Annotated in this window: 20 protein-coding genes; 7 read left to right on the top strand and 13 right to left on the bottom strand. The window is 36.8% G+C overall.

Features of this window, described 5'->3' with window-relative positions; translation table 11 throughout:
* Nucleotides 1–3: 3 nt before the first annotated feature.
* The 4 genes from AAGD16_RS03395 to AAGD16_RS03380 all read right to left on the bottom strand — a co-directional run bounded on the left by AAGD16_RS03395 (nucleotide 4) and on the right by AAGD16_RS03380 (nucleotide 3,615).
* Nucleotides 4–900, bottom strand: a complete 897-nt coding sequence (locus AAGD16_RS03395) for an efflux RND transporter periplasmic adaptor subunit (RefSeq protein WP_377113652.1) — start codon at nucleotides 898–900, stop codon at nucleotides 4–6.
* 70 nt (nucleotides 901–970) lie between these two features.
* Nucleotides 971–2,263 (bottom strand): TolC family protein, encoded by a 1,293-nt coding sequence (locus AAGD16_RS03390; RefSeq protein WP_377113649.1) that lies wholly within the window; start codon nucleotides 2,261–2,263, stop codon nucleotides 971–973.
* A gap of 72 nt (nucleotides 2,264–2,335) precedes the next feature.
* Nucleotides 2,336–2,707, bottom strand: coding sequence for a hypothetical protein (locus tag AAGD16_RS03385; protein ID WP_016899211.1), 372 nt, complete (start codon nucleotides 2,705–2,707; stop codon nucleotides 2,336–2,338).
* An 8-nt stretch (nucleotides 2,708–2,715) separates the two neighbouring features.
* On the bottom strand, nucleotides 2,716–3,615 hold the full coding sequence (locus AAGD16_RS03380) for a cation transporter (protein ID WP_208832970.1): 900 nt from the start codon (nucleotides 3,613–3,615) through the stop codon (nucleotides 2,716–2,718).
* A 189-nt stretch (nucleotides 3,616–3,804) separates the two neighbouring features.
* On the opposite strand from AAGD16_RS03380, the gene AAGD16_RS03375 reads away from it, so the two are divergent.
* From AAGD16_RS03375 to AAGD16_RS03360, 4 genes are all read left to right on the top strand, one after another.
* Complete coding sequence (locus AAGD16_RS03375) at nucleotides 3,805–4,131, top strand: hypothetical protein (protein WP_033021827.1); 327 nt, start codon at nucleotides 3,805–3,807, stop codon at nucleotides 4,129–4,131.
* 83 nt (nucleotides 4,132–4,214) lie between these two features.
* On the top strand, nucleotides 4,215–5,432 hold the full coding sequence (locus AAGD16_RS03370) for a TolC family protein (RefSeq protein WP_377113644.1): 1,218 nt from the start codon (nucleotides 4,215–4,217) through the stop codon (nucleotides 5,430–5,432).
* Between the two features lie 64 nt (nucleotides 5,433–5,496).
* A complete protein-coding gene (locus AAGD16_RS03365) occupies nucleotides 5,497–6,753 on the top strand; it encodes an efflux RND transporter periplasmic adaptor subunit (RefSeq protein ID WP_377113641.1) in 1,257 nt (418 codons plus the stop codon).
* Between the two features lie 11 nt (nucleotides 6,754–6,764).
* Nucleotides 6,765–9,965, top strand: a complete 3,201-nt coding sequence (locus AAGD16_RS03360; protein WP_004588883.1) for an efflux RND transporter permease subunit — start codon at nucleotides 6,765–6,767, stop codon at nucleotides 9,963–9,965.
* A 683-nt stretch (nucleotides 9,966–10,648) separates the two neighbouring features.
* Here the strand turns inward: AAGD16_RS03360 and AAGD16_RS03355 are convergent.
* Nucleotides 10,649–11,149: a type I restriction-modification system subunit M N-terminal domain-containing protein gene (locus AAGD16_RS03355; RefSeq protein ID WP_231485777.1), complete on the bottom strand. Its 501-nt coding sequence runs from the start codon at nucleotides 11,147–11,149 to the stop codon at nucleotides 10,649–10,651.
* Between the two features lie 182 nt (nucleotides 11,150–11,331).
* Nucleotides 11,332–11,568 (bottom strand): helix-turn-helix domain-containing protein, encoded by a 237-nt coding sequence (locus AAGD16_RS03350; protein ID WP_028834328.1) that lies wholly within the window; start codon nucleotides 11,566–11,568, stop codon nucleotides 11,332–11,334.
* Between the two features lie 100 nt (nucleotides 11,569–11,668).
* Here AAGD16_RS03350 and AAGD16_RS03345 point away from each other — a divergent pair, with 100 nt between their 5' ends.
* The 3 genes from AAGD16_RS03345 (at nucleotide 11,669) to dinB (ending at nucleotide 14,748) form a co-directional block, all read left to right on the top strand.
* A complete protein-coding gene (locus tag AAGD16_RS03345) occupies nucleotides 11,669–12,193 on the top strand; it encodes a hypothetical protein (protein ID WP_028834329.1) in 525 nt (174 codons plus the stop codon).
* Nucleotides 12,190–13,623 (top strand): DEAD/DEAH box helicase, encoded by a 1,434-nt coding sequence (locus AAGD16_RS03340; RefSeq protein WP_028834330.1) that lies wholly within the window; start codon nucleotides 12,190–12,192, stop codon nucleotides 13,621–13,623. Before AAGD16_RS03345 ends, AAGD16_RS03340 begins: the two co-directional genes overlap by 4 nt.
* 66 nt (nucleotides 13,624–13,689) lie before the next feature.
* Nucleotides 13,690–14,748 (top strand): DNA polymerase IV, encoded by a 1,059-nt coding sequence (gene dinB, locus AAGD16_RS03335; RefSeq protein ID WP_028834331.1) that lies wholly within the window; start codon nucleotides 13,690–13,692, stop codon nucleotides 14,746–14,748.
* A gap of 400 nt (nucleotides 14,749–15,148) precedes the next feature.
* Here the strand turns inward: dinB and AAGD16_RS03330 are convergent, their stop codons facing one another.
* From AAGD16_RS03330 to AAGD16_RS03300, 7 genes are all read right to left on the bottom strand, one after another.
* Nucleotides 15,149–15,832: a hypothetical protein gene (locus AAGD16_RS03330; protein ID WP_377113634.1), complete on the bottom strand. Its 684-nt coding sequence runs from the start codon at nucleotides 15,830–15,832 to the stop codon at nucleotides 15,149–15,151.
* A gap of 113 nt (nucleotides 15,833–15,945) precedes the next feature.
* A complete protein-coding gene (locus AAGD16_RS03325; protein ID WP_377113631.1) occupies nucleotides 15,946–17,370 on the bottom strand; it encodes an AAA family ATPase in 1,425 nt (474 codons plus the stop codon).
* Nucleotides 17,371–17,714: 344 nt separating this feature from the next.
* Nucleotides 17,715–18,152, bottom strand: coding sequence for a hypothetical protein (locus AAGD16_RS03320; RefSeq protein WP_377113628.1), 438 nt, complete (start codon nucleotides 18,150–18,152; stop codon nucleotides 17,715–17,717).
* Nucleotides 18,153–18,298: 146 nt separating this feature from the next.
* The gene (locus AAGD16_RS03315) at nucleotides 18,299–18,997 is read right to left on the bottom strand and encodes a hypothetical protein (protein WP_028834333.1); all 699 of its coding nucleotides are present in this window, start codon (nucleotides 18,995–18,997) and stop codon (nucleotides 18,299–18,301) included.
* Between the two features lie 513 nt (nucleotides 18,998–19,510).
* Nucleotides 19,511–20,068 carry a hypothetical protein gene (locus AAGD16_RS03310; RefSeq protein ID WP_028834334.1) on the bottom strand — a complete coding sequence of 186 codons (558 nt, stop codon included), beginning with the start codon at nucleotides 20,066–20,068 and terminating at the stop codon, nucleotides 19,511–19,513.
* Nucleotides 20,058–22,829: a hypothetical protein gene (locus AAGD16_RS03305; protein WP_249365142.1), complete on the bottom strand. Its 2,772-nt coding sequence runs from the start codon at nucleotides 22,827–22,829 to the stop codon at nucleotides 20,058–20,060. The genes AAGD16_RS03310 and AAGD16_RS03305 overlap by 11 nt, the downstream gene beginning before the upstream one ends.
* A gap of 11 nt (nucleotides 22,830–22,840) precedes the next feature.
* Complete coding sequence (locus tag AAGD16_RS03300) at nucleotides 22,841–25,123, bottom strand: hypothetical protein (protein ID WP_036949848.1); 2,283 nt, start codon at nucleotides 25,121–25,123, stop codon at nucleotides 22,841–22,843.
* Nucleotide 25,124 lies beyond the last annotated feature (1 nt).

Raw genomic sequence — 25,124 nt, 5'->3', positions numbered from 1 at the left:
CTCCTAATCGTCGTCTTCTACTTCAGATTTCAAAATATCCGCTTTTATCAGATAACTGTTTTTGTTTACATATTCAGCGTCTTTACTGAGGCCATCAATGACCTCGATATAGTTTTTGTCTGAACGTCCGAGCACAAGTGGCGCAAACTCGTACTCTTCATCTTCTTTTACAAAGACACCAAATTGTCCTCCCAGTTCTTGGATAGCAACTTTCTCAACGGCTAAATCCACCTTGAATTGATTTATTTTGACGTTGCCTTTTAATAATTGACCTGACGTTAGCTTTAACTCAGTGTTGTTTAAACGTACACGTGCTAAAACATAAGACTGATCTTTAGCTGGAATTATATTGGTGATGGTTGAGTTGAATGCCTGTTCACCATGCTCAATATCAACAGGTTGACCGACTTTGATTTGATTATATTGGCTGGTAAACACCTTAAATTCAGCCCACAAGGTGTCAAAATTGACGATTTCAAACAAGCTAGTGTTTTGCGTGATACCGCCAATATTTCCATTTCGCTGTAAAACAGTCCCAGAAACAGGGGATGTTATTTTATAGGTATTTAAGCTCTCATTAGATTCAATAACGGCTAATAGATCGCCTTTTTTTACCTTATCACCAACAGTGGAGTTAATTGTCTTTATAACGCCGTTATATCTAGCGCCAACTTGAAATAATTGTTCAGCGCCTATCGTCGTAGCGCCGTATACAGGGATAGTTTGGTTCAACGTTTTTGAAGCTAAATAGGCTGTTTCAACACCAAGCCTTTTTGCCATGTTATTGTTTATTTTGCTAATGCCTTCTTCGCCTTCATGTTCATCTTCACTAGCGATAACACTTTGAATGGGTGATAGATACCCAATAAAAATCAATAGTGCGAGTAAATAGTTTTTCATTTTGAATTCCTAAACGATTCAGTTAATAACTGAATCAATAAATTGTTATTAAACTTAAAGTGATGTTTATTTAGAGTGACAGCGCTTCGTTTGTTAGTTTTTCTATCTCTGCGCCATAAATTAGGGCAGCAGATGCCGCATCAATGAGGGTTCGTCGAGCATTTAACAGCTCTTGTCTAGCCGATACATAATCAAGATATCCATATCGACCTTTTTGATAGGCGTCTTGAGTATCTTCCAGTGCATCTTCAAGCATTGGGATAACCGACTGCTTTAATGAATTAGCTGTTAATATGGCTTGTTTTCTATTGGAGTATGCTCGTAGTAAGTGATTTCTAAACCTCAACTTAGTCGCCTCTTTCTCTATGGCAACTTGGTCACGCTCTGCTAGCGCACTAGCGATTGCACCAGAATTTCGCTTTTCAGCAAACAAAGGTAAGCTAAAGCCAGCGACCAGTGCCGTATCATTGGCTTCTTGAGAGCGCCTAACACCAACAGACCATTTGATATTGGCCGTTGACTCTGTTTTAGCCAACTGTAATTCGGCCTCTTTTAGTCGCTGCTCACTTGCATAAACTTGAATAGCAGGGTTTTTCTCTAACTTCGCAAAAAGGCTGTTAAAGTCACTATCATTGCCAAACTGAAAAAGATCCCCTTGTACTTCAGAGAAGGTTACAGAGTTTTCCCCCCAGTAGGCTGCTAATGAGAGCTTCAAATATTCCAAGCGCTTTTGTTCAGATTGAAGGGTGAGGTTAGCCTGAGCAATAACTGCTTTTGAGCGTTTCACTTCAGCCTCAGGAGTAGCACCTGCGCGGTTACGCTGAGATACAATCTTTAACGTTTCTTGTGCTAAGCTCAAAGCATTTTCTGCCAATATAACTCTTTGTTGGGCTGCAAGTACTTCCACGTACTTCTCAGTGACTTGAGCCATTAAATTAAGCGCAGAGACTTCTTTCTCAGCATTGAGTAGTGCTCTTGATTTTGAAACAAGTCCAATCCGCGCTGAGCGTTTATCTCCCATTTCGATAACCGAAGATAGAGCGACTGTTAATTCAGCACTGTCGAATGCATTAAATTCACCTGAGCCTGCAAAGTTCTCAGCTTCAACTTCTAGTTCATAAGCAGGATTTAAACTTGCTGTTTGTTCTTGTCCTGTTAATGCGGTTTGTTTGAAATCAAATATTTTGAGTTCAGGATTTTGTTTAAGCGTCCACTGAATTGCCTCTTGAAGATTTAACTGCTTTTCAAAGGCATAAACATTAAATGTAAAAAGTGACAACGCGAGAAACGCGATATATTTAAGCCGAGGTGTTACACACCTCAAAATTGCTATCTTGCGATGCACACAGGTATTAAGTGCCATGTATACTTTCCTATAAATTTATATGTTTTTTTCGGTCATTAACATTTGACCTTTCATAATTTTCTATAAAATTTAGGCGTATTTAGGTGGGCGGAATGGCACCGAGATATAGCCTTTTAGCTCAGGAGAAACTAAGGCGTAGGTAAGGAAATATTCTATTGCTTGGAAAATGTTACAGGAAGAATCAGCATTTAAAAATAAGTGACAACAGCAACAAAAATTACAATTATCAATTGAAGAGTTGCTATTATTCACCTCAAGCATATTGGAGTCTTCTGGAGCTTTTAGCGGGGTAATAGACTTAGTTAGTGATGAACTAAAAGAACTTTCACTTAAGTTTATTTCAAGCTCTTCTAGCGAAAAAAACACAGACTGCACCGCGATTAAAATCATTATCACGTATGATATATTTGATTTGATATACGATGAGTGCATTATTTTCATTTCTCTGCTTAATACTTTAGCTGTAAGATGCGGCGAGCACCGTTTAAAACGACAAGAGCAATTATCAAACCAATCACTAAATCTGGATAACGACTGCTTGTTGCTGTAACTAATAAGCCAGCTAAAATTACACCAACGTTTGCGATAACGTCATTTGCGGAAAAAATCCAACTCGCTTTCATATGAGCGCCGTCTTCTTTGTTGCCAAATATCAAAAACAGACAAGCAACGTTAGCGATTAGTGCTATTCCACCAAATATCATCATTAAAGAAGAGATCGGTTCACTACCGTAAACAAAGCGTCTTACGACTTCGCTCAAAGCACCTAGCGCTAGAATAACTTGAAGCACACCAGATATATGTGCTGCTCTAAGTTTCATGCTAATACTTTTACCTACGGCATAAATAGCTAAACCATACACAGCAGCATCAGCAAACATATCTAATGAGTCTGCAATTAGGCCAGCAGACTGTGCAATCAACCCAGCAATTACTTCTATAAAAAACATGACTCCATTAATGGCTAACAACCATTTTAGGGTTGATGCTTCTTTCATCTCATTTTTTTGGGCTAGATCTTTTGCTTTTGCAGCTTCGGTGCTGCAACTTTCTTTAGTTGATGCCAACTCTGCACCGAGATTGAGTTGTTGTAATTTTTTTGTTATCTCATCTAAATTTTCATCATGAAAAACCTTGACTAAACGGCTAGGAATATCAAATTGCAACCCAACTGAAGGCTCAATTGAGTCAAGTGCTAATCTGATCAATCTCTCTTCTGAAGGACAGTCCATTTGAGGCACTTTATATGTACTGACAAACGCGCCACTATAGTTATCTAATTGTGTATCAATTTTTACGTCTTCGTTGGTAGGAGATGATTGACACTGACCACTACATTTTTCTGACATATTTAACATTCCGTAATAATATTAAAATAAGTATAAAATCTATAGTGGCTATAGAGTCAAATAAAAAATTATTTAATGTAAAAGCGTGGAAACTGAATTGAAAAGCTAGTTTAAGAAAATAGTTTCTGCTAGTATTTTAAATACTATATTTAACTGGTGATAACTTTGAACCTTAATGTTGTACTAAAAATGCTCTTGGTTATTTCGATTGTTTTACAATCGTTAACTGCTGTAGCATCCTCAACATCTGAGAATCACCAAATAGATATAGAGCACCTTCAAACTCAACATGATCATGCAGATGATCGAAATGTCTCAAATGATAATGTAGGTGATGAGCAGCATAATGAAAAAGATTGTCATCACTGCGGTCATTGCAGTGGCAGCCACTTATCTTGGATTTTAGTCAGTAATTCAAATACCACGGGCAAACTAAACATTATCAATAAAACTCCTTATCAAATTGATCAAACAAGTACCTTTCTTGAAGCGATACTTCGTCCGCCTATTTCTTAATTAGATTAATTTTTAATGACCTATTTATCCTTTAATAATGGATAAAGGTTTCGTGTTTATTAATTTTAAAATTAAGAATTTTTATGTATATATATTTAAAAAATGTAGGTTTAGTCCTGTCTTTATGTATGGCTGTGAGTTTTTCAGTTGCCACTTATGCCAAACAGAAAAGTATTTCATGGCTAGATAGTCAAATAAATAAAGATCCCGAAGTTGTTGCGGCTAAAGAGTTACTTAATGCAAGTAGTCATAGAGCCAAAGGTTTAACTCAAGCCGTTTATAACCCAGAGCTAGAAGCTAGTTATGAAAAAGAAGGTGATTTTGATAATTACTCCATTGGTATCAGCCAAACAATTGATTTCTGGGATAAGCAATCAGCAAATAAAAGCATTGGTGAAATTGATGTCTATGTAAACCAGCAACAATTGTTATCTTTACTCGATTCTAAAAAGGCTAACGCTTTAACTGCATTAGTTAATTGGCAAGCAGCAAAAGAAGCTGCTCAGTTACTTTCAGAAAGAGAAGAGCAATTGCAAACGCTCTTTGGCATTGTTGAAGATAAGCGAAAAGCCGGACTTTTAGAGCCACTTGACGCTGAATTGGTCTATTTAAACTTGTCCCAAATTTTCAGTGAAATATCTGAGTCGCAAATAGTATTGAAAAATGCAGAGGTAAAGGTTCAGGAGTTATTGCCTGATTGGACGCCTAATACTACAAATTTGTTTTCATTTACTTTTGGGGCAACAAGCTATTCATTTAACTCCCAGTGGGTTGAGGATCATCCAAAAGTTAAACTCGCTAGAGCGCAATGGAAGATAAAACAATCTAAGGCTCAGCTAACCACTATGGAATCTAAAGCTAATCCAACCATTGGCGTTAGCGCAGGGAAAAGTGGAGATGAAGACTTGGTTGGTGTGACTTTATCAATTCCTTTAAACATCAGGAATAACTATTCAGATACGGTTAAAGCCGCTTATTCAGAAGCCATTGCAGCAGAAGCTAACTTTCGATCGGTATATCGAAAGCAGTCTTTTGAAGCAAAAGCTAAATATGAATCGCTTAATATCAGTAAAAAATACTATGAGCAATGGCGAAAACTCACACAAGGCAGATTAGATAGCAGTGCGAATTTATTAAATAAGCGCTGGGAAGCTGGTGACATTAATACGTCTGACTACCTACTTGCATTAAATCAACGCGCGGAAGGGCTTCATGCAGGAATACGTTTGGAAAATCAATTCAAGCTTGCAGAAATATCCTTCGTTTTAAGTATGGGTCAGTTATCAAAATTTGAGATTTGAACGCTTTATTTTTTCAGTAGCGAAAAACGAAATCTTAAATTTATCAAAAATATAGGTTAAAAAAATGAATACAATATTTAGTAAAAAATTATTAGCCGTAGTAATTAGCAGCCTGTTAGTTGGGTTTACTACAAATCATGACGCTTTTGCACAGTCGTCAGATGGAACTGGTTCTGTCACAAACGTTTCGAAACAAGAAGAAAAAGAACATCAAGATGAGCATGAACACGAAAAGGGACATGAAGAAGATAAAGGTGACCATGACGAGCACGGCCATGAAGGTGGTAATAGAGAGGGAGAAGAAGAACATGAAGAAGGTATCACTATTGATCCAAAGAAGATGTCGCTTGCTAACATTAAAGTGGAAAGTGTTAAGCCTGAATATCAATTTAGCTCCGTATATGCACCTGGCGAAATAAAAGCTAATGGCTATAAAAGTTATGTGGTATCACCACGTACAGAGTCAGTCATTATCAGTCGCCATGCAGCGCTTGGCGAGTATGTAGAAATAGGTCAGAAGTTAGTTACATTATTTAGTGAAGCAATGGCACAAGCACAAGCTGACTATTTAATCGCTTCAACCGAATGGCAACGTGTAAAAAAGCTGGGTAATAAGACGGTGAGTGAAAGTCGATTATTACAAGCTGAAACAACATACAATGCGAGCTATGGCAAGCTCATTGCTTTAGGGTTAACTGAAAAAGCAATAAATGGTATTTCTAACAAAGACATTAAAGCATTTGGACAATATGCATTAACGGCGCACCGTGAAGGTGTCGTGCTTCAAGACGACTTTATCCAAGGGCAACGTGTTGATGCTGGGGATTCAGTCATGTTGTTAGCAGATGAAAAACAACTATGGGTTGAAGCAAAAGTTTCTCCAAATAAAAAGCTGAATTTATCAATTGATTCTCCTGCGGTACTTAAATTAGAAGGCCAGAGTTACAATGCCAAAGTTATCCAAGAAGCCCATACAATTGACCCTATTACTCGTACTCGAATTATTAGGTTAGGAGTAGATAATTCGGATGATAATCTTCATTCAGGCATGTTTGTAAAAGTTTACTTTCAGTTTGCCACAAAGCAGAAAGTGATGGCTGTGCCAGAAGAAGCATTGATCCGCAGCGCAGATGGTGATTGGACCGTATTTGTCGAAGACCACCCTGGAGAATTTAAAGCTGTAGAAGTAGAACTAGGCCGAGCCTTAGGTGATTTTAGGGAAATCATTGGCCTTGATAGTGGGACGCGAATTGTAACCAAAGGCGCATTTTTTGTTGCTTCTGAAATCGCTAAAGGCGGATTTGATCCGCATAACCACTAAGGAGTAAGACTATGTTTAATAAAATAATAGATTGGTCTGTTAATAATAGACTCCTGATTTTGATTGCGCTGTTTGCCACAATTGTCGGCGCAATTATGGTTATACCAAAACTAAATTTAGATGCCTTTCCTGATGTTACTAATGTTCAAGTTGCTGTAAATACTGAAGCGCCAGGACTAGCTGCTGAAGAAGTTGAACAACTCATTACGTACCCCATTGAAGCGGTCATGTATGCCTTACCTGATGTAGAACAAGTGCGCTCAATTTCTAAAACAGGCTTGTCTGGCGTCACGGTTGTTTTCAAAGAAGGCACCGACATTTACTTTGCAAGACAACTCGTATTTGAGCGTCTTCAAGCCGCAAAAGAACTGATACCAGAAGGTGTCGGCACACCCGAAATGGGGCCAAACACCTCAGGGCTAGGCCAAGTATTTCAGTACCTTCTTATTTCAGATAAAGATGCAGGCTATGATGCTATGGCACTCAGGAGTCTCAATGATTGGGTAGTAAAATTACTCGTTATGCCTGTCGATGGTGTTACTGATGTACTCTCCTTTGGAGGTATTGTTAGGCAGTACCAAGTAAATGTAGATCCATCTAAGCTTCTTTCTTATAACCTAACGCAAGAAGACGTTGTTGGTGCCCTAGATAACAACAATGCCAATGTTGGCGGATGGTATATGAACCGTGGGCAAGAGCAGCTTGTTATTAGAGGTGCAGGTTGGTTTGAAAGTGGTGACGCTGGTATTAGTAATATCAAACAAGTTCCCGTCAAAACAGTTGATGGGACAGTTGTGACGGTTTCGGATATTGCTAAAGTTGAAATGGGCAGTGAAATTCGTCAAGGTGCTGTCACAATGACGCGCAAAACCGAAGACGGTAAAGTCGAAAATTTAGGTGAAGTTGTCTCTGGCATTGTCTTAAAACGCATGGGGTCTAATACTAAAGCCACCATTGATGGTATCAATGCAAGAATCCCATTAATTAATCAAGCATTGCCTAAAGGTGTTCGCTTTGAACCATTTTATGATCAGGCTGATTTGATTGAAAAAGCCGTTGATACAGTAGTTGATGCACTATTACTAGCATTTATTTTCATCTGTATTGTATTAGCACTATTTTTAATGAATATACGTGCAACCTTCCTTGTCCTAATATCTATTCCAATTTCAATTGGTATCGCGTTAATGATCATGGCTTGGTGGGGCATTTCTGCAAACCTTATGTCATTGGGTGGCATTGCCGTAGCCATTGGTATGCTAGTTGATGGTTCAGTCGTGATGGTTGAAAACATGTTTAAGCATTTAAATAGACCAGACTCTACCCATTTAAAAACTGTAAAAGAAAGAGTGCCTAGTGCTGATACTGATCCACATGATGTAGAACAAGATGAGCATGGTATTAAGTTACGTCTTCAAAATGCGGGTAAAGAAGTGGCTCGTCCCGTATTTTTTGCAGCTTCTATTATTTTAGTCGTATTTACGCCTTTATTTAGCTTTGAAGGTGTTGAGGCAAAGTTATTTCAACCTATGGCAATAAGCATCATTTTAGCTGTTATATCTGCTATTGTGGTTGCGTTGTTTGTTGTACCCGCTTTAGCTACTTATTTATTTAAGTCAGGTGTAAAAGAGAGGGAAAGCTTTGTTCTTAGGCCATTAGACAAACTCTACAGAAAAGGGCTTACATTCGCACTAAAACGCACCAAATTAGTCATTTCAGCCGCACTTATATTAGTTTTCTCTGCCTTTGCATTAGTTCCATTAATTGGTACTGAATTTGTACCTGAGTTAGAAGAAGGGACGATAAACTTAAGAGCAACGCTTGCACCTTCTTCCAGTTTAGATACCGCGCTCACTGTGGCACCAATTCTAGAAGAAAAACTAATGGCTTTCCCTGAAGTAACCTATGCATTAAGCCGAATTGGTCGAGCAGAAATAGGTGGAGACCCAGAGCCTGTGAATAACATCGAAATTTACATAGGGTTGAAGCCTGTTTCTGAGTGGACCAGTGCATCTAATCGATATGAACTTCAAGGAAAAATGGAGAGATCTTTAGAAGAATTCCCTGGGTTGCTACTCAACTTTTCTCAACCTATTGCGACTCGTGTCGATGAGCTACTATCTGGTGTTAAGGCTCAGTTGGCGATAAAGTTGTTTGGGCCTGAACTTGAGGTACTGGCGGCTAAAGGTCAAGAAATAGAAACAGCAATTAAAAACATTGAAGGTGCAAGGGATGTTGCATTGGAGCAAATTGCTGGTGAAGCGCAATTGGTGATAAGTCCTAACAGGCAAGAACTATCGCGCTTTGGATTGTCTGTGAGTGACATAATGGAGGTTGTGCGTGATGGTATTGGTGGTGTTGAAGCCGGACAAATAATCAATGGTAATGAACGTTATGATATTTACGTTCGCATAGAGGAAGAGTACCGAAGTAACAAAGAAGCTATTGCTGATATTCGGCTTCAATCACCTACTGGTGCTTGGGTGCGACTGGGTGACGTAGCCTCAGTCTCATTTGAGTCAGGCCCACCACAAGTTAGACGCGATGATGTACAACGAAGAGTCGTTATCCAAGCAAATGTACAAAATCGAGATATGGGAAGCGTGGTTGCCGATATCAGAACGGTAATTGCTGAAAAGGTTGACTTACCTTCAGGTTATTCTGTTTCGATTGGCGGCCAGTTCGAAAGTCAAAAACGTGCTCAAAATAGGTTAGCTATAGTTGTACCTTTATCGTTAGCACTAATCGCACTACTACTTTACTTTGCCTTTGGTTCTGTTGGTCAAGCTATGCTGATATTGGTCAACGTGCCGCTTGCTGTAATTGGCGGAGTTTTCTCCTTATATTTATCTGGACAATACTTGTCTGTACCAAGCTCCGTTGGCTTTATTACCTTATTTGGTGTAGCGGTATTGAATGGGGTCGTTATGGTAGAAAGTATCAACCAACGTATTAAAGACGGTCTAGAAGCATCTAAAGCCGTTTTTGAAGGCGCTACTTCAAGATTAAGACCTGTACTTATGACTGCTATAACATCAGCTTTAGGTTTGATACCGATGTTAATGTCTAATGGTGTTGGTGCAGAAATACAGCGCCCCTTAGCGAGTGTTATTGTTGGCGGCTTGGTAACTGCAACACTGTTAACATTATTTGTTTTACCTGTTTTATATCGCTGGTTTTCAGAGAAAAAAATAAAAGAGCTATCCAGATAAAATGACTGTGAACTCTAACCCCACGCTAAAGTCACGTTTAGCGTGGGGTTATTGAGTAGATGAACGAAAAGAAAGATTAGATTTAACAATAAACTAATAGTCATGACTGCTTTGTCGGAATATTTGTCGTTAAACAGGCCAAAGCTAACTTCCGCTTTCGTATCTTTGCAGTCTTAATCTTTATGTGTCTCAAGGTCGGCTTATGGCACAGAGCCGTCCTTCGGCTCTAACTCATTTATGTCCAAAAACGCGCTAGAGTGGCCGTCTGCTCATAGCTGCATATCAGGTGGCTTCTATACTTATTAAGCTACTTCAAATTATGATTGTTATTAACTTTGATCCCATGATTGATGTCAAAGAGCAGCTTCACTATGCTTATATTTAGCTTACCCAAAGACAACCCTCATAGAAGCACGTAATTATCGCTGGTATGTGTAAACTCAAATCGCCCCGATTTATCTGATATGTCATAAGTAGATTTAGTATCATTATCATGGTGATATAAAAAATCACTTTGATGAGTATGATTCAACACTTTGCATTTGGATCTTACTAATAATATGGCAACTATAGTGCACGTTAAACTCTGTATTAATCTTTCGTTGGATTTAAAAAGTAGATAACACTTTGGTTGCTAAATTTAGGTGGCATTCGTATAGAAAACTTGAAGATAACATTATTTATTATTCACTCTCGTTACGGCCAGCGTTACCCATGCTTTGAATTTTTACTTCGTACAGGTGGGAAAGCTCATGCTTTTCTTCTTGCGAACGAAAGCGCAGTTCGTCTACTTTTTCGAGCGCATCACGCAGTGAATAACCGCTTTGAATTTTGTTTTTGATCTCGCTAAAAATCTCACCGATTTTGTATTCAATGGTATCTGGGCGCTCCGCACGAAGCTTAAAGCCTTTAAGGTATGGAAATAACTCACCATCAACAAAATCCATTAAGTCGCTGCCGGTTAAGGCGTTATCGTGATCAAACTCACCATTAGCAGTTTTAGGCGCAGCCCAAGAACTCCAGCGGTATTTCTCATCGATAATGTATTGGTAGTCTTCTGCGATCAATTCGGCTTCTTGCGACTTTGTAAACTCTAAGTCATCAAGGTATTTTAAAAATAGCATCCACGACGATTGCTCGGTGTAGTCTAGTTCGCTAGAACAGCCAGCATTTTTATGGAAAATGTCGTCGATATTTTAAAGGTTTGATCGAACATGTAAATTAAGTCCTTGTTAGCCAATGAGTTTGAGATGATTTTTTTGCTTAAAGCAACTCACTCGCTTATTTATATTTCTGAGGTAATAGTGATTAATATACCCTAATTAATTAAAAAATTAATAATATATTAGTATCAAGTAGTTTTTGGTTAATCTAGGTCAATTTTATACTTTTTCCTTGCCGGTAGTATCTCTTCAAACTCGCAATTTAATGCGTTTACTAATTTATATAAGGTTTCGAGTTTAATATTAACATTACCTCTTTCCATTTTTCCGTAATTACCGCGCTCTATACCGACATAGGCGGCAAAGCCTTCTTGCGAATAACCTGCTTCTTTTCGTTTTTCTCGTAGTTTTTCACCAAAATTTTTAACTAAATCACTCACCAGATTCCCCTCAAGGCAAAATGATTAGATTTTCATGTTGAGGGCTTAACTACCACGCCCTATAATACCCATTATTATAAGAAGTTTATTAGGATTTACTTTGAAATTTGACCCTCTCGTAGCTCAAATTATTGTTGCACCAAATTTTGATAACTTTACAACAAGTGATGTGCGCTCGGCGTACTTAGCATTAAAAAGTGATTCTTCTTTAGTACCTACCGCAGTTAGGCGAAGTATATACGCAGAACTGCTCAAGCTTGTTAAAAAAGGCTGGCTGAAAAAGGTGGTATCAAATAAAAAAGGATTTACGCGATTCAATAAAACAGAGAGCTTTGATGTTGAGGTAATTACTCACTTAGCTAGTTCAATACCTATTTCAATCACAGAAAAAGAAAATGATAAACATGCGCTGTTACTTAGTAAGTTAAACCATTACAAAGCCGAGTTATTATTGAATATGGGGGAATCAGAGGCGTATAAAGAGCTCTATTTGGAGTCACCCGAACTGGTAGATGAACTACAGCCACAATACAACAAAGCAAGAGACAACAATACCAGAATACTTGGCAAGATTAGAGCGATTGAAGGCTTACTGAAGCAAAACGAAGCATTAGAAAAAATATGAAACTAAGACTATGGCAAGCCGAATGTATTAATTTTGCGCTTACACAATATCAGAACGGCAATAGCCACTTTTTAGCCTTGGCAACTCCTGGGGCGGGTAAAACTTTGATGGCTTCAGAATTAGCTAACCAGTTATTAAAAAGCAATATGGTCGATTTAATCATTTGTTTTTCACCGTCGTCTATTGTTTCCCAAGACTTTAAGGAAAGCTTACAGCTAAAAACGAATGAACGATTTGATGGGTTTATTGGCGCTAAAGGTAGAGCTTTAACCTATCAAAGCTTACAGTATTTAGATGTGCACTTTTGGCAACTATTTGAACGATATCGTGTTTTTGTAATATTTGATGAAATTCATCATTGTGCAGGCTCTAATATTGACAATGCCAATGCATGGGGTGAGCAGATAATACTTAACATTCAAAATAAAGCACAGTACACATTAGCCTTAACAGGCACTCCCTGGCGCTCTGACGCTGCTCCTATTGTTCTTTCATCGTATCAACAGCCTAACAATAAAATAACGTGTGACTACGTTTACGGGCTTTCTGAGGCTATTGGAGATAATGTTTGTCGGGTTCCACAAATAGTAGCTGTTGATAATAGCCGCATTACAGTTGTAGATGACGCTGACACCAAAACATTTAACTGCTTTAAAGCGTTATTAAACGACTCTGGCGTTTCTTATCAAGAAATTATTGAAAATGAAGCGGTAATAAAATACATGATTTCTTCAGCTCAAAAGAAGCTGACTTCAATCAGAGTGAAAACCCCCGATGCAGCGGGGTTAATTGTTGCATCGTCTGTTGAGCATGCCCATCAAATCTCTATGTTAATGCGAACTCAGTTTGACGAGGGTAGCACTGTTGTAACCTATCGAGAAAATGAACCTACAAGTATTATTCAGCAGTTTAGGTATGCACAAACTAAGTGGATTATTTCTGTTGGTATGATTAGCGAAGGTACAAACATCCCTCGTTTGCAGGTTTGCTGCCACCTTACAAACATAAAAACAGAAATGCATTTTAGGCAAATATTGGGCCGTATACTGAGGGTAACAAACTCTAAAAACCAAGAAGCTATTATGTACATGCCCGCCGAACCTAAGCTTTTAGAGTATGCGTATAGAGTTAATCAAGATGTTCCTTTTGAAGCTGATGTAGTTAAGTTTGAAAAGATGAAAGCTACTGCTAAAGAGCCTACAGAAGGTAAAGATTTAAGTAAAATGACTTTTAATAAGAAAAATAAAAAACCTTCCAAAGCTCAGTTTGATTTAGATAACTTTGCTGACTTTTTTGATCAGCCAGTTATGAGCAATAGGCCTGAAGCGACTGAGGAGCATTTTTTAACCGGTGCCTATGAGCGAATAATTAATATATCAGGCCGCTTTCAGCAAGAGGCTATTGCTTTGGGGTTAAGTGAATTGAGATAGACTGTTAATTGATCTCTGCAAAAAAACACTGTATTTTTATACAGGCTTCATTTTTTATTAATAAATATGCGAAAAATAATTCATGTAGATATGGACGCATTTTATGTGTCTGTAGAAATTAGAGACAACCCAAAGCTAGCGAATAAGCCCGTTGCAGTTGGTGGTAGCAGGAGCTCTAGAGGCGTGCTCTCTACTAGTAATTATATAGCGAGGCGATATGGTGTAAGAAGTGCAATGCCGACAAGTGTAGCACTGCGAAAATGCCCTGACTTAATTTTGGTTCCGGGCAGAATGGAAGTATATAAATCGGTAAGCTCTCAAATTAGAGAGATTTTCGAACGATATACAGACATTATTGAGCCCCTAAGCTTAGATGAAGCATACTTGGACGTTACTGATTGTAAGCTCTTTAGCGGTTCAGCCACGCTAATCGCACAAGATATATGTCGCTCTATCCATAAAGAATTAAATCTCACAGCTTCTGCTGGCGTTGCACCAATAAAGTTTTTAGCTAAAGTTGCCTCTGACTTAAATAAACCAAATGGTGTTTATGTCATTCCCCCTAAAGATGTAGATTCTTTTATCGATAATATGGAGTTAAAAAAAATCCCTGGTGTTGGTAAAGTAACTAATGAAAAGCTACTTCTTAATAACCTTAAGTTTGGTAGAGACGTGAAAGCATCTAGCTTAGAGTATTTAACTTCTAAATATGGAAAGCTTGGTCGATTGTTATGGGACCGATGCAGTGGAAGTGACGATAGACCAATTATGGTCAGTAGAGAAAGAAAGTCGGTAGGTGTTGAAAGAACGTTCCCTGAAGATATATTAGATCTATCTATTCTTGATGATATTCTCAAAAATAAATTACTCCCAGAGCTTCAAAAAAGAGCCGAAAAACAATTGTTAGATAGAGGTATCAGCAAGATTGGCGTTAAAGTTAAGTTCTCTGATTTTCATCAAACAACTAAAGAGTTTTCAACAGATAAAATTGACTTGGCCATTTTATCTGAATTATTAGTTGAAGCCTTTGCACGAGGAAATGGAAAAAAAGTACGTCTACTTGGTATCCACATAGGGCTTACACCTAATAAAAGTGAAACAGAGCAAATTTCATTTGAGTGGTAGTACGATTTAAGGGACAGTCTATTGGTAAGCGCCACTTAAATTGAGATTTCACGGCAGCTTGAGAATAGTTTGAATTTCAAGCACGGTGTAGTGTTGGAGTTTATTAGTTAGAGCCTGCTTTAAATTAAAGTAAGGTTAGTTAAGGTTTAGGTTTAGGTTTAGGTTTAGGTAAATATTTTAATGGTCGAAAATTTATTACATTAAGTCTTTAAAAACTTTAGTCTATAGATACGGAATTTATCAACAGGCTATTTCCGGTATGTGCCATTTCCGGACGTTCGTAACGCGTCAAGCAGGGGCGCAGCTTTGTTGCGTCCCTGCTTGATTGTTAGCTACTTTTCGCCTTTTGATCCGCTGTCGGAAGCGCTTGTCTTACCTCCATCAGTGTTGCCCTTAAAGATCACATTTTGTGGACCAATTGGCTTAGGAGCTGCTGAAGGCGTTGGCAAAGGGGCTGCACTGGGAGCCGCTTGCTGTCCTTGGTTGCTGTTACCCGAATCATTATCGGCCATATTTTCTTCCTTTTTTTGGATATATTATCAATTAAATTTACTTGGTAAACCTTATCTACTGTAGTAACTCGTTCGTAAATATAAAAAGGCGAAGCACAGAATAGAAAGACAAAGGCAACAACCACGAATAAGGTTGCATCGTGTAAGTAGTTACCTCTTTTTATATTGTTTGCACTATTGTGCTCAGCGGCTTCCGACAACTTTTCGTCAAAGTATTCATCAAAATCAATAATTGCTTTATCGACGCATGAGCCATTTGTATTATGCCAATTTTTAAGATCTTCTAGGTGTTTTCTCAACTGTTTCGCTAGCGGTATTTTTTGATACGAATATCCTAAGAATGTCCGAACCAGCTTATAAACAGAAATTAACATGCTTCCGATAGCAAGAAGTACAAACAACAAAAACAAATATGTAGCTGGTTCATTTGAGTACCTAAATCCAGTAATTACAGCAGCAAGCGCTCCACCGAGTATCGTTAATGCAACAATAGGTGTATTTGTCGCCGAAGCTATACCGTTCCTCTGCTCAAGCTCAAAATCATATTGTTTTTGAAAAACATCCCTATTCAAATCTCGCCTCCGATATAGCTAACGCCCCCAAAAGGGGCTGATAATAGTTTACTAAAATGTGCAAAGTAGCGGAACCGAGCAAACTATTAGCAGTTCCGTGCTTAATGTGCTTGTTAAAGGGCTGGCTCGCTTTCTTGAGTAACTGGAACTGCCGACTCTAACTCCAAAATTTCTGAATACAATGTGATTAAGTGTTCGATCGTCAAATCTAATATCGGTTCATACATGAACGAATTAAGGTGAATGTTCGAGCTAACAGTAATGCTAACCTTTTCAAGAGTGCTGATAGCTTGACTATCAGGTAATTCTTTTATGTATGACTTTATTAGAGCACCAAACTGATTCATTGATTGACACCAATAAGTATCATCAGATTTTATTTTGCGCATTTCTTCGATAAGAAAAATTTCAGATCTCATTCTGATAGCTATTGATAAAAGGACTTTATCTTCTAAATTAAGTCCCTCATGGTTAGCCCTATCTTTGATCTCATTTGCTTTATTAAATAATAATTCTTTGAAAGAATTTGCATCGTTCGTCGGGTAATTCGTACCAAATAACCGATTATAGATCTTATAATACTCACCTATAGTAATTTGGGCTGTGTCTTCTTTCCAGTGCAATAGACTAGTAAGCTTCAAGTAATCAGGATCAGTTTCGCCTTTAATATACTCGAGCAGATTTCTTGTAAAAGGTACTGTCGCACAAAGGATGAACTCACTATTAGTTATGTTTCTTTTCCACTTTCCAATAAAGTAGTTTTTTATACCTTCAGCTTGAGAGAGCTCTATACCATTTTCAGTTCTGTTAGCCATTAAACATCTTTCACGATGAACAAAGTTATTTGCCAAAGTTCTAAAGAAATCAAAATTATGAGTCAGAATTAATTGTGAGAAATGTTCAATCTCAGAGATATCCTCAAGGTATTGAACAATAGCATGCTTATTTTTGTAATCGAAAGAGTCTGCTACATCGTCAATAATAAAAAGAGTCTCCGCTGATTTTCTTTTTCTATCTTCTACTTCAAAGATAAAATTAAGAAGATAAAGTGCGCGTTTCTCTCCTTGGCTTAAAGACTTAATTTCACTTCTAGTACAATCTATACGATCATCACCATCTTTAAACGTGAACTTTAATTGTGCTTTATCTTTACCTAATGCTGCTTCAACCTGATTAAATAATGAAAGAGTAAAAGGCATGTCGACAAAACGATTATTAAAAAGCTCTATAGCTACAGACCAATTTGGAGCTTCTGTTGCAGCGTCTAATTCGATTTGTTGCAACTCAGCTTGATTGTCGGAGAAAGCTTCTAGGAATACATCAGTATCAGGACAATTTTGAATATAAAAAGCCCATAAGCTCCTTTTAAATTCTGCTTGGTTATCAGGTTTTACATTATGCAAAAGTAGCTCAACCTCAGTTGCAGAAATATTTTCCAACAATGAAATTAATGCTTGAGTCTGTGCATTTTTAGCTAAATTAACTCTTAACTTTTTAAGTTCATCATCACTGTCAATTGACTCATGTACAACCCTCATTTTTTCTTGCAGTTCTTCGTAATTAATTGAAGAAGCCTCACCTTGAAGATGAACTTTATGCCCACCGGCAAAGTAACCTTGCTTATTTAAGGTGCTGAAAGATATATCTGCTTTTGTAGGGTTAAAAACCCCTCTACTGTATATTGTTCCTTCTTGATTAAAGAGCTCTTGATAACGCTGATTAAACTCATCGGATTTTGATAGAAACTCAGGACTTTCTAGTATCGAAATGGCTTTGGGGTCGAATATTTCGTTATAGATAAAACTTTTTAAATCATCACCAATAACAATTTCTTTTGCTAATTCTATTGCTCTAACAAAATTATCTGTTTGAAAGTCATTTATCAGCCTATTTTCGACTTCACCTTTTTTAGTTTGGACTTTTTTTGGAGTGATGTTTCAAGCTTTGATTTCAATTTGTGAATGTTAGAAATTAATGTGTCATATCTAATCTTACTCTCTTGATTAATTAGAATATTTGTTACGGCTTCATTATCAGAGCTTATTTCTATTTCAGATTTAAGAACGTATATTTGTTCCTTTTTAATTTCAACATTATCAACTTCAATAGTACAAGTTGGTAGGCGATTAAAGCGTTCTTCTTTTGGCTGTTCGCCTTTTGATAAGGCATCAAAAGTTCTAGAAAACGATGTTTTCATCAGTCCGTTTGGGGCATAGATTGAGTAAGCTTTAGTTTTTCCTCGGGTGTTAGATAAATCAAAAGTTTCATTTAATGAAGAAATACCGTAACAGTTTTCAAAACGTACTTTAAGGTTATCCATAACTCATCCTTTTAATTATTAACCGAGGGTAGATTAATCATCTAGCCCTGTAACGCCGCACTAAGCGGACTAAAATGGTGGGTTGAATGTGTGCGAAGCAAAACGTAACCTATTGTTTTACTCTCATTTAAGTGCCTAGTTAGCTGCTATATATTCTGAAGTTCATTTTTCATTTGTTTTATTAAACTAGTTCGAATAATTTCATTTTGTAGACCTAGCTCAGTAAGAATATTTGTTAACTCAGTTTGTTTATCTTTATCATTCATACCATTGGGAGTCGCAAGATACTGCATAAAATCAGTAGATAAATCCTTTGTTTGCTCCAAGTTGATAAGTAAATCATTCAATAAACTTTCAGCTTCATCAGAAGTGCTCAGTCGCAATTTGTTTGTTTGATTTTTTACTTCGACAAAAGCCAAGTTTAAGTCGTTACATAGTAAGAGCATTTCAGAAAAGTAATCTGAAAATGAAACCTCTACACTTTTCGTTGAGCCGTCACTATCCTCAATTGATTCAAGCAACCGAGTCATCATAGGCATCATTCTTTCTTTAAAGATGACTTGCCCTTGGCTCTGGTACTTATCTAAGTCGTTACAAAAGTCAGAGTACACTTTCCTTTTATCTTCATACTGATATTTTCGGTGTTCAATCTCTAAGTTATGCTCTTTTTTTACTTGCTCTACCTCTACAACGAACTTCTTTTCTACAGATCTTTTTTCTTCTTCTAATCGCCTAACATCTTCTAATAATGCGCGGTTCTGTGCTTTCTTTTTAAGGTATGCAGCCACATATCCAGCTATAGCACCAAGAATAATTCCTATTAAAATTTCGATTGGAGACTCCAAAGTATTCCTTAGCAGCTAACAGCTTTATCAGTGGACACTTTCCTATTTTAGCGCGAAAACGTCCTTATTTTATGAATCCCTATTAATAGCAAATAGCGTAAACTATTGCCAGCTACAAATATTATGCTTTCTGTAGCCTATATAAACATGTAAAAAAGAGGAAAGTTTCCTCTTATTCTTACTAAGCTAATAACAACTTACTTAAATGACTGGTTTTCGCTCAAATAAGACCCCGAAAAGTTGCTCATATATCTATCTAGGTTAACGCTATCAAAAAACAAAAGTATATTTCCGGTAATTACCCTTGAAGCCCTATAAACGGAAGTTTTCTTCCGAAATATAGCAATATAGGCTTACAAACCGGAAGCTTACTTCTGCTTTGTATTTTAAGATTATAAGCAGGTGTTTAGTGAAAGCGGGGAAGTCCAGTGAGCCACCTTACTCAGTGTGGAATATGACAATTTATATAAACTTGCTCTAATTACTAAAAGCGCATATTTCTATACATTTATTTTATAGGCCTAGTTTTAGCCTGTAATCTAATGGCATTTTATCTATAGCTAAATCGAGCACTTCTTTAGTTGTTCGTGCTTTAAGTTGATTTAATTCGTTTTCGATATCTTGGTGACTCCTCACAATAGCTTGTTTCTTTCGAGACCGAATCCCCGTATTTTTTTGTCTATTTCTTTGCTTAATTTGTTCTTTTTCATACAACTCTAACAAGGCGATATTTATTTCATCAAAAAACTTAAGAATTGAAGGGCTAAACTTTGAAGTTCTGAAGATACTTTGAGAACTAATCTCCATTTTTTCTGCAACTTCAGACTTTAATATCTTATACAAAGATCTTTGTGTTTTATTATTAGCAACTTTTCCAAACTTTTTGATGTTTTCTTCTTTTTCTTCTTTAATTACCAAAATAATTTGCCAAGACTTATATGTAGTATGATTCTCATCATCAATTACCCACGATGGTCTTTCGGGTGTATGAGACTGAATATATTTATCATCTAGAGTTTCTAGGAATTTTTCTCCAATTAACTCATCCAAGTCAATATGATCATTTGCCATATATTGTATTCTCTTGCTGAAGCTTTAATTCAATTGTCTTGATTGCAGTTTCGATAACCCCTAAAATTTTCGCCACTGCTTCCGAGTTTGATGATTGTAGTTGCTTTATTCGCTTATAGCCTGAGCGTAAAGTAGGTAAATGTGATTCCAGCATGAAACCTAACGTATTTTCGTTAAGAGCTTCTTTCACCATCGGTTGAATTGTTGTCCAAATACCTCTTAAGTTTCCAGATGTAATAACAGCATTAGTGCAATTCAAACAGAACTCTGGTTTGGCATCTTGTGGATTAATACTGCCAAATTTGGCGCATTTAGCCCTTATTTCACCGCTATCTCTAGGAATACATATAGCAAAAATGCTTGGCTGAATACTAATGATACGCTCGTTGATACTCGACCTTAATGTATTAAACTCATCTACACTTACTGGCTTAGTAAGAGCAACAGCTTTTTTGACATAATGAGCAAAACCACCAATATACTCTTGCCCTACTTTATCTGAATCAATGAGCAACGAATCCACAATAGAATTAAGATAACGTTGACTTGCACCTTTCATTAAGCCTCGAACGTCTTTATTTCGAAGATACGCCATAAAGAACGAGCTATCTAAATGACAAAATTGATGCTGAATCACGGCACCTATATCACCATGATATCGAGTTAATACGGCTTCAGCCCAAATATGTCTCAATGCATGTGAAGATGGATAACGAACTCCCACTAGCAATTCATTAACAATATCATTCATAGCTTTGTTGTCTAAAACCACAGTTCCGGAGCGAAGCAATTTTTTTGTTTTTTCAGAAAAGTAAGTTTCTATTAACTTTTGATGTAACTCATTGTGGGTGAAACCAACGGATATAAAAGACTTTAATGAAGCTTTAAACGCTCTTTGGGCTCGAGAGCTAGAAAAAGAAGTACAAGACAATCTTTTCCAATCCCGTTTTACCTCTTTTGCTGTAGATAATAGATGCTTATACCGAGCGCTTTGGGGATCATACATGTGACGTAATCGATCAAAGTCTTTTAACTCATCACTGTTCATAAATTCCACATCTTTAGAATTCAATAGCGCTAATTTAAGAACATCATTAAAAGGCTGATAACTATACACAAAATCTTGCCAGTTTGCCTTCACCCTTCTTTCAATAAACATCTCAGATTGAGTCGTCACTTTCTTCCCTTCACCGCATTCATACAAGCATGGATCATCGAATGAAGCACTGAATAAGTTATTTAGCTGTACTGCGATTTGATAGCACTGCGAAGTAATCTCTCTCTTAATTTTAGTTTTCCCATGAGTTTTTGGAACAAGCCAATTTAACTTAAAACGAAATGGTATATGTGAACTATCAAGAATATCTATGTTTGGTTCTATGTGAATTGCATTTAACGGAAAACCAAACTCACTTTTTCGATAACCTAGCCAAGCAGCAACAAGGGTAGTCATAGCATGAACAATATTATTCAATGTAGCCTTAAAAGATCTATAATCAGGCCTTAAACCTTTTTTTAGAATCTTATCACCGAAACATTCAAGGGTTCGCAAAAACTCCGCTTTTTTCAGTTTTTTTGGTAAAATTATGCCTTGCATTTGTTCATAGACGCATTCAATAGTCACTTCAGCTAATTTATGACTTTCAATAAAAGTCTTATCGAGTGAAGCTAAATAACTATCCCATATCTCTGTTGGTGATTTTTGCACATCCAAATCATAAAACTTTGCGAGCATTAAAATACGAATTATTTCAACGCCATCGAACCGCATACCAAGACCGAGCTTGATTACTAGCTCTTTGATACACTTTTCATTGAGCGACATGGCACTCTCAAACAGCTTTTGATACTCGCTGAATGCAATTTCTTGCACCTCATTAAATAAGTCTTTGTGATTAATACCTTTTGTGTGTTTCTTATGGGGGTCTAATTTGTGATGAGTTAACGAAGCTACCACCACATCGTTTATCCTGACGTGTAACTTTGAATCCAAAACTCTATTGTAGGTCTCAGCTACTTTTTTAATGGTCTTCTTACATATGGCCATATATAAGTAATCTTTTTGGTAAACCAACCTTAAATAATCAATATAGTACTGCCCAAGCTCTAAACCTAAAAAGTTAAAACTCCCCCCTAATCTATATTCACTCAGTGTTATACCTAACTGTGATTGGCATACATTATCTAGTATGATTTCAACCTTTTTTTGCGTAATATTATTATCTATGACACCAATAACACCTAGCGCTTTAAGTTTGTTTCTTGTAATGGCAAGAGGTATAAACTTGATAGCTGCACTAAAGCTCGGAGGAGATAAACGATTATAAAATCCATTTTCGTTAACTGACTCACTTAAATATGAAATCCAAAAATCTTCTAATTTATTTGAACTTAGATATAGAGCTTTATGGAAGTTTAGGAAAGCAAAAATATGTATTACTATTTGTAAAATAGAAGTAATACCGTATACATTATTTTTGGGGATAGTAGCGATAAAAAATAATTTGGCATATTCTTTAGCTGACAGTGGGTATACATCTCCCCCTATTTTTAAAGTTGCAGATCCACTTGAATTAATGTGAGGCATGTCAAACAATGAAAAATTAATTTCTGTAACGTTATTTATATTGTGGTGTTTAAAATAGAATACATCATCGAAAATTATTCCTTTTTCCTTTATAAAACAAGGGTGTGAGAGCAGCTTTTGATTTTGATCTTCCCAAAACATTTCATATGCAGTTGTAGAAAAATTTAATTTCATATTAAACCTCATTAAATAGAATGAAAAACACTAACTACAACGCGGTTTTTAATTGCATTCTCGAATATGGCCTGTCCAGCCTCTTGACTTTCTTTACTCAACTGACTCAGAGTATGTTCTGCCCACTCTACAGTAGGCAAAACTGTCTTATAAAGGTATTCAGAGTTTCGGGATAATAACTTTTTATAATGCTTCTTAAATTCGTGTAAATAATTGAACATTTTCCATGCAACAACAGCACTATCCATGACATACAAAAAGGATAATTTTGGTGTATCCTCAACACTATCGAGAGCTGATACTCCCACTTCATTAATTTCACCTTTATTTTGTCCGGTTATAATTCTAAGTCTAGATAACATCTCACCCGCTTTATAAGACACACTTTGTGTTACTGACATGAATTCACTATTAAACCGCTCAACAGCTTCTTTCTTACCCTTGGTATTTAAATCTTCAAAATCTAGATCATACACATTATTAATTAAGTCCAACATGACTTCTCTAGTTATACGTCCTGCTGAATTAATCCAGTTTTCATTCTCACTATTCAAATAATGCCGCTTTTCAGTTTGATTAGAGTGTGAGTTTTTATTAATGAGGTAATTAAGCGTGTAAGGGTCACTAAAAGCATGTACAGCGCTATTTTTTATAGCCTGAAAACCAAAGAGTGTAACTGGGCAAGTTAAATTTGTTGTTGCCACAGGTTTTGATGCATCTTCAACTAAAAGACCATTATATGGGCCCCCCTCAATACCAGCGTAACCACCAGTATTTTTAATCAATGAAATTAATGCTCTAGGCATAGACAATGGTATATTATCTAGCTTACGATGGTGTTCAATCAAATAGTTTGACAATACTCTTGTCGTTAATAGGCAATAAAGAGTACCAACTAGTGAGTTAACCCCATTACTAATTACAAGGGCCCTTTTTTCAACAAGATACTCACTTTCTTTTCTTAAAGACAAATATGATACTAGTGCTTCACCTTCAAGAGTGCTAACAGAAAGAGAGCGGGTTGTATGAAATACCTTTGCCCGGCCTTTAAAGTATTCACATTCAATATTTCTAACTTTGCCTCCAACCTTCAACAGGCGAAATGATCCTACCGTAAGCTTTGGTATGTCAAAAGGTTGAACACATTGAGATGCCATCAACCATGAAAACATTAATTCTTCTATTACGGTTGCAGGGGGGGAGAATTTATCAAGAGTAATTTGTTGCAACACTTCAAAGCTAAATAAGTTACCTGGCATAACCTGAGAACAAGTACCTGCGCAAAATACAGAACTGACCTCTCCCTTAAATTGCGATTGACTAGTAAAGAGGTCATCACATTGCGTTTTAGAAGCTAAAGCTGATAGTAAAAATTGGAAAGATTTGAAGTTATTCGAATTTGATAATAATACTACTTCTAAAGCCCCTTTTAGCACGCAGCTAGGGGTTTTCATTCTATGGTAAGCAGAAAGCAGTCGATATATTGTACTCCCAACAAACTTTCTTTTTTTTGTATGAGAGAGGTTTTTAGGAATTAAAAATAAAGAAAAATCAACTCCCTCTGACTTGAAAAAGCTATGTAACTCCTGCTTATATTTGGCCAGTACATTAATAACCGTAGATGCAGTTAAGCTTAATGATTTAACAGTTAGGTTCGGTGAAGCTAATACATTATACAACTCATGTCCTATTCCCACATCATCACGTCTTAACCAACTGATTGAACCAAAGTAACTTGCTAAAGATATTTGTGTTTTATTCAAGTTAGGACTAGCTTTTGTTTTCCTAAGCTCGTATAAGTAGCTGAGCTCTGATGAAGTTAGCGCTTCATGTAGCTCAATTGATTTATCTAATGCATGACAAAATAATGTCTTCAGTGAGGTAAGCCGACTTACCCCACCATGATTACTCATTTTATCAAATTGATATTCTTCATACTCTTTCAGGATCTCAAAACGGTTTGTTACCACTGCGATGTTTAACCATTCCACAAAACGAGGAGCAATACTTAAAAAGAATTGCTTGGCTGAAAGTGCCGCTGATTTATCAAAATAAGCGTAGTTATATGCTGCAACAATAAATTTATATAAAACCTCTTTATCTGGGTTGTTGGTGTCGGTCATTCTAATTTTTAGTTTGATCAATTTTGAGGTTTTACGGACTATAATTTCTCGTGCCTCAAGTGGGTATTTAAATTCACCTACAAACTCTTTATGATTAAACTCCGATTGAAGAAGTTGCTCATAATAATCAGAGCTTTTTGGTTTCCGAACTTTTTTCTCTGAATCTTCCATC

The sequence above is a fragment of the Pseudoalteromonas sp. M58 genome (assembly GCF_042604605.1).
Classification (GTDB): Bacteria; Pseudomonadota; Gammaproteobacteria; order Enterobacterales; family Alteromonadaceae; genus Pseudoalteromonas; species Pseudoalteromonas tetraodonis.
The sequence above is the reverse complement of the archived record's forward strand: the minus strand, read 5'-3'. Positions and strand labels throughout refer to the sequence as shown.